The sequence below is a fragment of the Bradyrhizobium sp. HKCCYLS1011 genome, assembly GCF_051167795.1.
In the GTDB taxonomy this organism is placed as follows: Bacteria; Pseudomonadota; Alphaproteobacteria; order Rhizobiales; family Xanthobacteraceae; genus Bradyrhizobium.
The window spans coordinates 703,639-716,098 of record NZ_JBNPTT010000004.1; the positions used below are offsets into that span (position 1 = coordinate 703,639).

Consider the following 12,460-nt stretch of genomic DNA (forward strand, 5'->3'; position numbering starts at 1 on the left):
TTGCAGATTTGTGGCGTGCGCGCGATCTCGACTACGTCGTGATCTCGATGCGGGTTCCGTCCGGCATCGCAATGACCGCTTCGTAGAAGCCATCACCGGTGCGGCGCGGCGGCGACACCAGCGCACCAGCGGCGGCGCAGCGTTCGGCGAGTGCGTCGACCTCCGCTGCGCTGCCGAGCGAAATGGCGATATGGTCCCAGCCGATGCGATCGGCCGAGCCCGCGCCGGCAAGCCATGGTGCGGTCATGAGTTCGATTTCAGCTCCGCCGTCCGGCAGCGTGATGAAGCGCGACACGAAGCCTGGCCGACGTGCGCTGCGATAGCTTGGGCCGACGGCAGCATTGAAATAGCGCTGCCAGAACGCCGCGGCCGCATCGAGGTCTGCCGTCCAGAGCGCCACATGTGCAAGATGCATTGGGCTTCTCCGCTCAGGTCTGCGCGGCTCCTGCGCGATGCGCGGACAGCGGCACGATGGTGAGCAGCGCGGCCAGCATCCAGAATGCAGTCTGCAGGCTGGTGAATTCGGCGACGAAGCCGATGGCGGCGGGGCCGAGCAGCACGCCGGCATAGCCGACCATGGTCACTGCGGCGACCGCCAGTTCGATCGGCATCCGCGTCTGCGTGCCGGCTCTACGGAACAGGATGGGCACGAGGTTCGACGCGCCGAGGCCGATGAGCAGAAAGCCGGTCATGGCCAGTGCGGCGACGGGAACGGTGAGCAGGACGACGAAACCGGCGATCGCGATCGAGCTGCCCCAGAACAGCGCGGCGCGGTCACCGACGCGGCTGACCACGGCATCGCCGCCGAGCCGGCCTGCCGTCATGGCGATCGAGAACAGGATATAGCCGATGCCCGCTTGCGTCTCGGGCAGATGCTTCGTGCCCGCGAGCAGCAGAGCCCCCCAATCGAGCATCGCCCCCTCGACCAGAAACATGACGCCGGCCAGCGCAGCCAGCAGCACGACAAAGCCATGGGGGATCACGATCAGCGGTCCTGCCTGTTGCGGCGATGCGCGCAGGAGCCGCGGAGCGGCGAGCACCATCGCCGCGCCCATGAGACACGAACAGAGGACCGCGCTGACCAGTGCGTCGATCTGCATTGCGAGCAGGAGCGTCATCAATCCAGAGCCGGCAAAGCCGCCGATGCTGAACTGCGCGTGAAAGCCGGACATCAGCGGCCGGCCTTCCGCGCGCTCGACCTCGATGGCATGGATGTTGACGGCGACATCCAGCGAGCCCAGCGCGGCGCCGAAGGCGAACAGGGCGGCGCCCAATGTCGCCGGCGTCGCCGCAACTGATAGTGCCGGCAGCATGACGGCAAGCCCGAGGCCGCTCGTGATGATGATCGGCTTGCTGCCGAAGCGTGCACTCAGCACGCCCGTCAGCAGCATGGCCGCCACGGAGCCGATGCCGAGGCAGAGCAGCAACAGCCCGAGCGTCGCGTCGTCGACCGCGAGATGCTGCTTGGCGAAGGGCACCAGTGGCGCCCAGCCCGCCAGGCCAAAGCCGGCGACGAAGAATCCAAGCCGCGTGGCGAGCTTGGCGGCGCGCTGATCAGGAGACGACATGATGAACTCTCACGGTAGCGTTTTGCGTTAGCGCTGCGGTGGCGGATCGGCCTTCAGGATGGAGGCGCCGGCCTTGGCAAAGGCCTTGAGGTGAGCGGCGGGCGCATCGTGCTCGACCACCAGGCATGCGATATCCTTGTTCGCAGCGACGCGGTGCGGCGCGCGCGTGTCGAGCTTGTCGGTGGTGGCCAGCACCACACTCTCGCGGCTGACCGAGAGCAGGGCGCGCTTGAAGGCGGCATCGGACAGGTCGAACGCACTGACGCCGCCCTTCGGTGACACCGCGCAGGCGCCGAGAAAGCACCGGTCGATGTTCAACTGCATGATCGCCAGCACCGCGCCGGCATCGACGCAGCCGCCGACCACGGGATTCACGGCACCGCCGATCATGATCAACTGAAGGTCCTGCCGCCGCAGCACAGCGGCTGCGATGTCGATCGAATTGGTGGCGACCGTGAGCTCGGCATCCTCGGGAAGAAATTCGGTCAGCGCCAGATTGGTGCTGCCATTGTCGAGAAAGATGAACTCGCCGGGCTTGATCGTTGTTGCCGCAGCGCGGGCCAGCGCGCGCTTGCGCTCGCGGCCTTCACCGATGCGCGCCGCCATTGGGGACATGCCGGGGGTGATCGGCAGTGCGCCACCATAGACGCGGCGACAGCGTCCCTCAGTCGCAAGCGCGCGCAGATCGCGCCGGATCGCGTCTTCGGAGACGTCGAATTCGGCGGCGAGCGTTGCCGCAACCACGGCTTGTCCTTGCGCCAGGCGGTCGGCGATCACGTCCCGCCGCGCCATCGGAATTTGCTCTGACATGGAGGGAAGCCTATCATGCAGAAACAAGAATAACAACGTGCACGAACGTGCATGGCTACGTTGCTTCGGAGTCGGGACGCTTCATTGCTATCGACGGTCTCATCCCCATCAATCCGCTGCGCCAAAAATCCAATTTCGGTCGTGGTTCCAGCCTGATTTGCCCTGTCCAGACCTCCCGCGAAAAAGATTTCGATTTCTATTTTTCAGAAATCGTGGTTGTCTAGCGGCATCCCGCCTCGTGCAGAGGGACGTATCGCGGTCGTCACGAACGTGGAGGCGGGGAGCGGTGGGCATGTTGAATTGCAGCGCGTTTCTCGCGCGGACGAACAGTTCGACATGCACGGTCAAGTCGCGCGGTCCTGATCCTCCGACGCTAGGATTCCCGCGCAGCGCGCGAGAGCGCGTTGTCGCGTACGGTGGCCAGACAGCCCGGCGCACCGGGGAGAACGCGAAGCAGCCGTTAAAACCATCGCGCAGGGAGGGTCGGGATGTCTTGGCCAAACCTGTGGTACCTGCCGCCTGCATTTTTTTCCGCAGGCGGGCCATGGGGGCGGCAAGCTCCCGGCCTTTCCTGCGCCCTCTCGTTTCAGAGGGCAGCTCACGACCCATCATTCGGGCGCGCAACGCGCCGCGAAGACGACGAGGCGCGTCCTGCTTCCGGTCACGCCAACGCGCGCCTTCTCAACTTCGTGCGACGGCGGAAATAACACGGCGGCTCACTTCGTATTCTCCCGTTGAGCGGGGCATCCCGTTGATGACACCGCTGGTCGAACCAACAAGGAGACATGAACATGACAATCGAAAAGATCGGATATGTATTGCTCGTTACCGTGGCCGCGGCGTTCCAGGCGTCGCCCGCGCTCGCAGCACACCATGCGGGTGCTGACATGATGACGCATGACGTCTGCCGCTACCGCGACCATGAAGGATATGACGCCCTGCGCATGCGCCAGCCATGGCGCCATATAACCATGCCGTCTCGCGACATGGTTGACCCCTTTGCATCATTGCTGCTGGGATAGGGATGCGGCGGATGATATGGCGCTCTGCCACAGCGGCCGCAGGCAACAGCCGTTCAGCGGAACTCGATCGCCAAGGCTGCCGCGCGGCAGGCGCGGCTTGACCTTTCGCCGAAATGAGGCTGGATGCGGAAGCTGCCGACCGGCGGCAGCAGATGAGGAGAATTGAGGTGATCGCAGAGCAGGCCGACGGCGCCAAGCCCGCCTTTCTCGCCATCGATTGGGGCACGTCGAGCTTTCGCGCCTGGTTGATGTCGGCTGCGGGCGGCGTGCTTGCGGAAAGCCGCAGCGGCGAGGGCATGCTGCATTGTGCCAGCAGCGGCTTTGCGCCCGTCTTGCGTGATCATCGCGCCAAGCTTGGCGCGCCCGACGATTTGCCGGTGCTGATCTGCGGCATGGCCGGTGCGAAACAAGGCTGGGTCGAGGCGTCATACCTCGAGATCCCCACGCGGCTCGATGCCCTGCATGAAGGCGCCGTCCGCGTCGATACGCCCGGCGATGTCCGCATCCTGCCCGGGCTTGCGCAGGCGCGGGCCGAGCAGCCGGATGTGATGCGCGGCGAGGAGACCCAGCTGCTCGGCGTCACCGAAGCTGATTTCACCGGGCTCGTCTGTATTCCCGGCACCCACAGCAAGTGGATCAGGATCGAGGCTGGGCGCGTCGCCGAATTTACGACCTATATGACCGGCGAGCTGTTTGCGGTGATCTCACAGCACAGCATTCTTGCGCATGCCGTTGAGGCGTCGGCCTCGCCTGCAGGCGAAAGCGCAGCGTTCCGCGAAGGCCTTGCCACGGCGCGAGCCGTGCCGAGCGGTCTGACGGCCGCGCTGTTTCGCGTCCGGGCTGCGCAACTGCTCGGCTTTGCGCAGCGCTCCGATGGCGCTGCGATGCTGTCGGGTTTGTTGATCGGCACCGAGCTTGCCGACGTTGCGCAACGATTTGCTGTCGCGCGAACCGTCCGTCTGATCGGCACAGGCGGGCTCGGCGAGCTTTATCAGCAGGCCTTGACCAGCGCCGGCCTTGACGTGACCGTCCTCGATGCCGAACAGGCGTCGCGGCAAGGCCTTGCCAGGGCCGCTTTGCATCTTTGGGGAGCTCAGTTCTAGATATGACGCAGCCTGTATCCTGGCCCAACGTGAAGCGTGCGCTGGTTGCCATTTTGCGCGGCGTGAAGCCGGATGAAGCGGAGGCGATTGTCGGCGCCTTGATCGAGACCGGCTTCGAGCTGATCGAGGTGCCCTTGAACTCGCCTGATCCTTTCGTCTCGATCGAGCGTCTGTGCAAACGCTTCGGTGGCGATGTCTATATCGGCGCCGGCACCGTGCTCAGTGCTGCCGATTGCGCCCGTGTCGCCGACGTCGGCGGCCGCCTGATGGTCAGCCCGAATGTCGATCCGGACGTCCTTGCGACGGCGGTCGCGCGCGGCATGGTGACCATGCCCGGCGTGTTCTCGCCGACGGAAGCGTTCTTGGCGCTGCGCTCTGGCGCCTCCGCGCTGAAGTTTTTTCCAGCCTCCGTCCTGGGACCTTCCGGGATCGCGGCGCAGCTCGCCGTGCTGCCGAAGGGCGTGGTGGTCGGCGCCGTCGGCGGCGTGTCGGACAAGAATCTGGCCGACTATGTTGCGGCGGGCGTTCGTGCGTTCGGCCTCGGCTCCAGCCTCTACAAGCCCGGCATGACGGCCGAGCAGGTGCGCGAGACCGCGCTGGCATCAGTGCGAGCCTACGATGCCGCGATGCAGGGCAGATGAGGTGAGCTGGGCGTCGGAGCAGGGGCTGCGGCGCGGAACTTGTGTGACACTTTTGTGAAACATCTTTGCCGTGCGGGCGTTGGAAGGGAACCCTCTGAAACCCTCACGGTGTCTGCGTTGAATTTGTTGAAGCAGCTGAAGGATTCGCCGCGCGGCGGCATGATTGCCAAAGCTCACCCGAAGCCCCTGCTGCGGGTGCAGCCCACCGCGCCCGATCTCGCCATCGCGGATGCGATCGCGCATCACGCGCGACCCGTGCCCGAAAAGCTCGGGCGGGCTCTCTCTTGGGGCGCCGACGAGCATGTGCTGCTCGCGCTGGCTCTGGTGGGCTGGCTTGGTGCGCGCGGTCAGGACCGGTCCATCCGCCGTGTGTCCGATCACATGCTGCTGCTGATCATCGCGGCGTCGGCCCTGCCGCATCTGATGAAGCGCTACATCAATCAGACCCGCCCCGATCGCGAGACCGTGCTCGGCCACCTCAACGGGGTACCCTTCTCCGGCAAACGCGAGGATGCGTTCCCCTCCGGCCATGCGCTGCATATGGGAGCGGTCGCCTCCGCAGCTAGCCTGCTGCCGCCGCGGCCTCGCGCATTGGTCCGCGGCATCGCGGTCGGCCTGTCGCTGACGCGGGTGCTCATTCTCGCGCACTGGGCAAGCGACGTGGTCGCCGGCTTCCTGATGGGCGCGGCGCTCGATCGCCTGTTGCGGCTATTCACCGGCTGTCCGTCGCAGCTTCCACGATCGAGCCAGGCAACCGTGGCGCCGAGCAAGCCGGGGAGGCGGTCATGACCGAATATCTCATTCGCTTTGTCATCGGCGGTCTCGTCGTTTCCGCGTTCGCGGTGCTCGGCGACGTGCTGCGCCCGAAGAGTTTTGCCGGCCTGTTCGGCGCGGCGCCGTCGGTCGCGCTGGCAACGCTGGGCATCGCTGTTGCTATCCATGGGGCCGACTACGCGGCCATCCAGAGTCGCTCGATGATGTTCGGCGCCATCGCGCTCGCGATCTACTGCATCGTGGTCTGTCAGCTCCTGATGCGCGCGCGCATGCGTGCACTCTCGGCGAGTCTGCTCGCCATCGCCGTTTGGTTGATCGCTGCACTCGGCCTGCAGGCGTTGTTTCCGGGAGGCGCCTGATGCTGGTCGGCGCCTCGCTGTCGTCGCTGAAGGAGGGCCGCTGGTACGAGCATGTCGTCCGCTTTGCCCTTGGCGGCGCCGCGACGGTTGCGACCGGACTGATCGCGCGCGGCTTCGGGCCCGCGCTCGGCGGCCTGTTTCTGGCGCTGCCCGCGATCTTCTGCGCCAGCGCCACGCTGATCTGCTCGCATGAGATCCGGCGCAAGCGCGAGGCCGGCCTTGTCGGCATCAGGCGCGGGCAACAGGCGGCCGCATTGGACGCGGCGGGCGCCGCGCTCGGCAGCCTGGGCATGTTGGCTTTTGCCGTTTGTTTCCTGCTACTGGTCCGCCACAGCATCGCCGCAGCCTTCGTCGCCGCATCGGGCGCGTGGCTCGTTGTTTCGGTCTTCGCCTGGTGGGCCCGTCAGACATGGCGGGTGGCGATGCATCGCCGCGCGGCCGGAGCCTCCAGAGCCGCGCGCGATCGCGCGCGTTCGCGGCCCAAATCATTGTCGGAGGTGGAGGCATCACAGCATTGAGCGCCGTCGAGTGTGGGAATATCGGCGCCCTGCAGCTTGCTGAGAGCCGCGGGGCGCCTCGCTGGTCAGCTCGCCGCGGCGTGGATCTCCGGCGCGGCGCTGGCGGCCTCGTCTTTCGATCGCGCGAACACGGCCAGCGCATCGGCCATCTGGATACGGCCGCTGACGCCGGTGATGACGACGTCGACCATCGTGAAGGACGAATGGAAGTGACCATGCGCCTTCAACTGTCCGACCGGAACGCCGGCCGCTGCCAACGCCTCGGCATAGGCGACGCCTTCATCGCGCAGGGGATCGAACTCGCACGTGACGATATAGGCCGGCGGCAAGCCGGCCAGCTGGCCGCGCAGCGGCGCGACGCGCGGATCGGTGCGATCGGCCGGCGAGCAGTAGATGTCCCAGAACCAGTACATCAAGGAGCGCGTGAGGAAGTAGCCAGTCGCGTTCTCCTCGTAAGACGGACGATCGAAGCTGCAATCCGTCACCGGGCAAACCAGCAGCTGCCCGCCGATCTCCGGTCCGCCACGGTCGCGCGCAAGCTGGCAGGTCACCGCGGCGATGTTGCCGCCGGCACTCCAGCCCGCCACCAGCAGCGGGCCGTCGCGGCCGCCGAGCTCAGCGGCGTGTTCGGCGACCCAGCGCGTCGCCGCATAGCCGTCTTCCGCCGCGGCCGGAAAGCGGTGCTCCGGCGCGTGGCGATAGCCAACGCTGACGAAGATCATGTTGGTGCGGCGACACATGTCGCGGCAGAACGGATCATCGGATTGCTCGTCGCCGAGCACCCAGCCGCCGCCATGGAAATAGACCACGATCGGATGCGGTCCCGGCGTGGCCGGGCGGTAGAGCCGATAGGGCAGTGGACCTTCGGCGCCTTGCAGGATGCCATCTTTGACCTCGCCGACCGGCCGTCCTGGCGGACGTGCTGCATTGAACTGCGTGACGAAATCGCGCGCGCCCTGAGCGCCGAACGATTCAAGCGGTGGCAGGTTCATCTCGGCGAGCATGTTCAGCACCAGCCGTACATCCGGCTGCAGCCGGACGATCTCGCCGTCGTTGCATTGCGTGGCGCCGTTCGGGCCGGTCAGCTTGAAGCCGAGCATGCCGCGGCTGACGATCTCGTTGCAGATGCTGCGATAGGGGCCGACGCCGCCCGTGTAGGGCATGACGCCCTGCGGTTTGCCGGGCACGTTGGCGCCCGTGTACCAGGTGTTGGCAAGTCGATGCAGCGTCACCATCGAGCAGTCCGCCATGTGCCGCGCCCAGCCGGCCTGCGCGGTCTCGGTCGCTTCCATGGTGGTGAAGCCGGACTCGCGCATCGCGGTCAGCCGATCGACCACCCAGTCGACATGCTGCTCGATCGAGACCGCCATGTTCGACAGCACCGACGGGCTGCCGGGGCCGGTGATCAGGAACAGATTTGGGAAGCCGGCAACGGTCAAGCCGAGGTAAGTCTCGGGACCATTGGCCCAGAGATCGGACAGCGACTGGCCGCCGCGCCCGGTGATCGGATGCACGGCCCTGATCGCGCCGGTCATCGCATCGAAGCCGGTTGCGAACACGATGATGTCGATATCGAAGCTGCGCTTCTCTGTCGTGATGCCGGCAGCGGTGATCGCGGTGATCGGCTCCTGGCGCAGATTGACCAAAGTGACGTTCGGCCGGTTGAACGTCGCATAGTAGTTGGTGTCGAGGCAGGGCCGCTTGGCGCCAAACGGATGATCGTGCGGGGTCAATGCGGCAGCGGTTTCGGGATCCTTGACGATCTCGTGGATCTTCTCGCGGATCAGCTCGGCTGCGAGGGCATTGCCATCGGGATCGACGCCCTGGTCGGCCCAGAGCTGGGTCAGCATGCCGACGAGGTCGCCGGAGGCCCACAGCTTCTCGAAGCGAGCCCGGCGCTCGGCCGCGCTCATCTGCCAGCTATATTCGGTTGCGGGCGGCAGCGGCACGCCGGTGAGCGACCAGCGTGCCTGTTCGCGGAAGGCGGCGCGATCCTGCGCAAACTGAGTGGCGCGATCGTCCGGTACCGGCCCGTTATGGGCGGGCATGGCGAAATTGGGCGTGCGCTGGAATACGACCAGCTGCGCCGCCTGCTCGGCGATCACGGGAATCGACTGGATGCCGGACGATCCGGTGCCAATCACGGCGACGCGCTTGCCGGCGAGCTGCACCTCGTGCTTCGGCCAGCGGCTGGTGAAGTAGATCTCACCCTTGAAGTCCGTGACGCCGTCGATCTCCGGAGGCTTCGGCTGCGACAGGCAGCCGGTCGCCATGATGTAGTGGCGGCAGGAGACGGCAGGTCCCTTGTCGGTGGTCAAAAGCCAGCGCTCGCTGGTCTCGTCCCACTTGGCCTCGACGACCTTGGTGCCGAAGCGGATGTCGCGGCGCAGATCGTAGCGGTCGGCGACGAAACCGAAATAGCGCAGGATCTCAGGCTGGGTGGCATATTTCTCCGACCACTGCCAGGCGGTGTCGAGCTCGGGGTCGAAAGTGTAGCCGTAATCGATGGTCTGGATGTCGCAGCGCGCCCCGGGATAGCGGTTCCAGTACCAGGTGCCGCCGACATCGTCGGCCGCATCCAGAGCAACAGCCGAAAAACCGGCCTTGCGCAGCCGATAGAGCGTGTAGAGACCGGCAAAGCCAGCACCGACCACCGCGACGTCGACCTGTTGGGTCTCGCCGTGGATGGACTCCGGAGCACGTGCCGCGACCATGGCGTCAGACATCCGATTCCTCCCGATGATTTTATGGTTGATGGGAGGCTAGTTCTGCGCGCCGGGTTTGTCATCAGCCGAAAGGGCAATCTATGATTGCTGCATTGCGATCTGATCTGTGCGGCGTCGATTTTGCATTGCCGGTGAAAATCGGTCGCGCGTGTAGACAAGCGCTTGTGAAAGCGACAGAAAGCGCCTTGCGGCGGTGCCGTTCACGAAGTTTAACGTCGCACGCCCGTCAGAATCGCTACACTGTCGCAAACCCGAAGACTGATTCAGGTACGCCCATGCCGCTATCGCTGCCGAAACAAAAGATCCGCGTCCTGCTTCTGGAAGGTGTGAACGACTCGGCCGTCCGCATGTTCGAGGCCAACGGTTATACCGAGGTCGATCGGCTGCCGAAGGCGCTTGGCGCGGCTGAGTTGAAGCGGATGCTGTCCGGCGTGCATATGCTTGGCATTCGCTCGCGGACTCATCTCACGGCAGAGATTTTGGAGGCCGCCGACCGGCTGATGGTCGTGGGCTGCTTCTCGGTCGGTACCAACCAGGTTGATCTCGACGCGGCGCGTCGGTTCGGTATCCCCGTGTTCAACGCGCCATACTCCAACACGCGCAGCGTGGCCGAACTCACCATCGCCGAAGTGGTGATGCTGCTCCGCCGGATCTTCCCGCGCTCGGTCTCGGCGCATGGCGGCGGCTGGGACAAGTCGGCGGCAGGCAGCCGCGAGGTGCGCGGCAAGACGCTCGGCATCGTCGGCTACGGCAATATCGGTTCACAATTGTCGAACCTCGCCGAAGCCATGGGCATGCGCGTGATCTTCCATGATCTCACCGACAAGCTGCGCCACGGCAACACCGAGCCGGTCGAAAGCCTCGATGATCTGTTGGCGCAGAGCGACGTGGTCTCGCTGCACGTGCCGGAGACGCCGGCCACCGCCAACATGATCGGCGAGCGGCAGATCAGGCACATGAAGGACGGCGCTTATCTGATCAACAATTCGCGCGGCACCGTCGTCGATCTCGACGCGCTCGCCAGCGCGTTGCGCGAGGGCAAGCTCGCCGGCGCCGCGGTCGACGTGTTTCCGGTCGAACCAGCTTCGAACGCTGATCCGTTCGTCTCGCCGCTGCAGGGCTTGCCCAACGTGATCCTCACCCCGCATATCGGGGGCTCGACCGAGGAGGCGCAGGACCGGATCGGCGGCGAGGTCGCGCGCAAGCTGATCGATTATTCCGATGTCGGCTCGACCTTCGGCGCGGTCAATTTCCCCCAGGTGCAGTTGCCGGCGCGCCCGACCGGCACGCGCTTCATCCACGTCCACCGCAACGTGCCGGGCGTGCTGCGCCAGATCAACGAAGCGGTGTCTCGCCATGACATCAATATCTTGGCGCAATATCTGCAGACCGATCCGGAGGTCGGCTATGTCGTGCTGGAGACCGACGTGGTCGGCGGCGAAGGCGAGGCGCTGCTGGCCGAACTGCGCGCTGTCGAAGGCACGATCCGGGTCCGCGTGCTGTATGATCACGACCGGCCGTGAGGCCTGCGGAGGCCCGTGGCGATGACCGGTCATGGTCCATCGGCTTCTGTGGTTCTCTCGACGACCGTGCCGGCGCGGGTGCTGCGGCACGACCCGCAATACGGGATGTCGACGCTGTTCTTTGCCGATGGCGAGCTGCGGGTACCGGTGGTCGATGCGCCGGTCGACGCCGGCGTCTCCGTCACGATCGAAGCGCGCGACGTCTCGATCGCATTGTCCCGGCCGATGGATGTTTCGATCACCAATCGGCTGCCCGGCCAGATCGAAGAGATTCTGCCGCTGGAGCCGCCCTACGTCCGCGTCACCTTCGATCTCGGAACCACCCGGCTGCATGCGCTGGTGACATTGGAATCGGTCGAGCGCCTGGCGCTGGAAAAAGGCTTGTCGGCCTGGGCGATGATTAAGAGCGTCGCGATCGGGCCCGGCGCGGTTCGGCCTTCGGAGCTGCCTCGGCCGCGCCACTGGCCCGCTTCTGATAGTCCGGATCGGTAGCCTTCTGCAGCTCGCCGAGTGCGGCCGCGGTCGCCGTTCGCGTGCGTCGCTCCATCGAGCGGTACAGCGCGATCAGCCGCTCGCCGAACGGGGTGATTTCCGCTCCGCCGCCGCGCCGCCCGGGATAGGTCTCGAACACCGGCGTCTCGAAGGTGCGGTTGAGCGCATCGACCATCAGCCAGCATTTGCGGTAGGAAATGCCGCTGGCCCGCGCCGCACCGAGAATCGACCGTTCCTTCCTGATCGTCTCGATCAGCAGCAGATCCTCCGGCGTGAGGCGGCCGCCATTGTTGAAATTGATCGTCAGTTCGATCTGCGCTGCGCCCTTCATCCCGTGCCGATCCAGTCATTGACCGGTTTGATCATGTCACGTGCACGAGGGGCTGTCACCACGTGACGGGACCAGGCATTGATCCAGCCGGGGTGTTGCGCGACGTCTGCCTGCACGCATTCGCCAAGCTCGCCGGCGAAGTTTCGCCACTCTTTCGTCAACGCGGGAGAGACCGACGTAATGATCGGCAGCCCTGCGGCAATCGCGGCGCCGAAGGCGTCGCTTAGGCCGCGGCCGAGTGCTTCCTGCTTGCCGAACTTGCTCAGGATGACGATGTCGGCGCCGCGCGCGATCTGGTCCTGCACGGCGGCGCAAGCCAGCACCAGCCCTTCCGGATCGAGATTGCAGGCCTGCGAGCCGGGACCGAGATCCTGCGAGATCGAGAACAGGCGGCCATCCTCAAGGCTGCGCAAGGCCATGGACTTGCAGGGATGGTCGCTATCGGCGGCACTCTCAACCACGCCGGCGACGCGCAGGCCGGTGTCGGTGAGTTGCGCGGCGAAGTCGCGCAACAGGCCCTGGATGATTGCGGAGGCAGCGCCTTGCAGCGCCACGATCTGGCACGTCGCGATCTCGGCAATACTCATGGCAGC

The 12,460-nt window shown here is 65.7% G+C and carries 15 protein-coding genes; 9 read left to right on the plus strand and 6 right to left on the minus strand.

Translation table 11 applies throughout. The features are described from left to right. Positions 1-31 precede the first annotated feature (31 nt). Genes ACQR1W_RS16230 through ACQR1W_RS16240 form a run of 3 tightly spaced genes read right to left on the minus strand, consistent with a single transcriptional unit; the run spans position 32 to position 2,378 of the window. Positions 32-415 (minus strand): VOC family protein, encoded by a 384-nt coding sequence (locus ACQR1W_RS16230; protein ID WP_434851699.1) that lies wholly within the window; start codon positions 413-415, stop codon positions 32-34. Between the two features lie 13 nt (positions 416-428). Further along, complete coding sequence (locus ACQR1W_RS16235) at positions 429-1,568, minus strand: MFS transporter (RefSeq protein WP_434851700.1); 1,140 nt, start codon at positions 1,566-1,568, stop codon at positions 429-431. A gap of 27 nt (positions 1,569-1,595) precedes the next feature. Further along, positions 1,596-2,378, minus strand: coding sequence for a DeoR/GlpR family DNA-binding transcription regulator (locus ACQR1W_RS16240; RefSeq protein ID WP_434851701.1), 783 nt, complete (start codon positions 2,376-2,378; stop codon positions 1,596-1,598). Positions 2,379-2,425: 47 nt separating this feature from the next. Between ACQR1W_RS16240 and ACQR1W_RS16245 the strand changes: the two genes are divergently transcribed. The 7 genes from ACQR1W_RS16245 to ACQR1W_RS16275 all read left to right on the plus strand — a co-directional run bounded on the left by ACQR1W_RS16245 (position 2,426) and on the right by ACQR1W_RS16275 (position 6,795). Then, a complete protein-coding gene (locus ACQR1W_RS16245; protein WP_434851702.1) occupies positions 2,426-2,602 on the plus strand; it encodes a hypothetical protein in 177 nt (58 codons plus the stop codon). A gap of 567 nt (positions 2,603-3,169) precedes the next feature. Next, entirely contained in the window at positions 3,170-3,400 is a 231-nt protein-coding gene (locus tag ACQR1W_RS16250) for a hypothetical protein (RefSeq protein WP_434851703.1), read from the plus strand. 152 nt (positions 3,401-3,552) lie between these two features. After that, positions 3,553-4,503: a 2-dehydro-3-deoxygalactonokinase gene (locus tag ACQR1W_RS16255; RefSeq protein ID WP_434851704.1), complete on the plus strand. Its 951-nt coding sequence runs from the start codon at positions 3,553-3,555 to the stop codon at positions 4,501-4,503. Between the two features lie 2 nt (positions 4,504-4,505). Next, the gene (locus tag ACQR1W_RS16260; RefSeq protein ID WP_434851705.1) at positions 4,506-5,144 is read left to right on the plus strand and encodes a 2-dehydro-3-deoxy-6-phosphogalactonate aldolase; all 639 of its coding nucleotides are present in this window, start codon (positions 4,506-4,508) and stop codon (positions 5,142-5,144) included. A 108-nt stretch (positions 5,145-5,252) separates the two neighbouring features. Continuing rightward, positions 5,253-5,933, plus strand: coding sequence for a phosphatase PAP2 family protein (locus ACQR1W_RS16265; protein WP_434851706.1), 681 nt, complete (start codon positions 5,253-5,255; stop codon positions 5,931-5,933). After that, positions 5,930-6,277: a DUF3147 family protein gene (locus tag ACQR1W_RS16270; protein WP_434851707.1), complete on the plus strand. Its 348-nt coding sequence runs from the start codon at positions 5,930-5,932 to the stop codon at positions 6,275-6,277. Before ACQR1W_RS16265 ends, ACQR1W_RS16270 begins: the two co-directional genes overlap by 4 nt. After that, positions 6,277-6,795, plus strand: coding sequence for a DUF3147 family protein (locus tag ACQR1W_RS16275; RefSeq protein ID WP_434851708.1), 519 nt, complete (start codon positions 6,277-6,279; stop codon positions 6,793-6,795). The genes ACQR1W_RS16270 and ACQR1W_RS16275 overlap by 1 nt, the downstream gene beginning before the upstream one ends. A 65-nt stretch (positions 6,796-6,860) precedes the next feature. Here ACQR1W_RS16275 and ACQR1W_RS16280 read toward each other — a convergent pair whose 3' ends face one another. Beyond that, positions 6,861-9,521 carry a flavin-containing monooxygenase gene (locus ACQR1W_RS16280; protein ID WP_434851709.1) on the minus strand — a complete coding sequence of 887 codons (2,661 nt, stop codon included), beginning with the start codon at positions 9,519-9,521 and terminating at the stop codon, positions 6,861-6,863. A 275-nt stretch (positions 9,522-9,796) separates the two neighbouring features. Here ACQR1W_RS16280 and serA point away from each other — a divergent pair, with 275 nt between their 5' ends. Beyond that, complete coding sequence (gene serA, locus ACQR1W_RS16285) at positions 9,797-11,044, plus strand: phosphoglycerate dehydrogenase (RefSeq protein ID WP_008973721.1); 1,248 nt, start codon at positions 9,797-9,799, stop codon at positions 11,042-11,044. A 21-nt stretch (positions 11,045-11,065) separates the two neighbouring features. Continuing rightward, positions 11,066-11,536, plus strand: a complete 471-nt coding sequence (locus ACQR1W_RS16290) for a TOBE domain-containing protein (RefSeq protein WP_008973720.1) — start codon at positions 11,066-11,068, stop codon at positions 11,534-11,536. Here ACQR1W_RS16290 and ACQR1W_RS16295 read toward each other — a convergent pair. Further along, positions 11,445-11,867: a winged helix-turn-helix domain-containing protein gene (locus ACQR1W_RS16295; RefSeq protein ID WP_434851710.1), complete on the minus strand. Its 423-nt coding sequence runs from the start codon at positions 11,865-11,867 to the stop codon at positions 11,445-11,447. The two genes, ACQR1W_RS16290 and ACQR1W_RS16295, sit on opposite strands and share 92 nt — an antisense overlap. Next, on the minus strand, positions 11,864-12,454 hold the full coding sequence (locus tag ACQR1W_RS16300; protein WP_434851711.1) for a DUF2478 domain-containing protein: 591 nt from the start codon (positions 12,452-12,454) through the stop codon (positions 11,864-11,866). The genes ACQR1W_RS16295 and ACQR1W_RS16300 overlap by 4 nt, the downstream gene beginning before the upstream one ends. Positions 12,455-12,460: the final 6 nt, after the last annotated feature.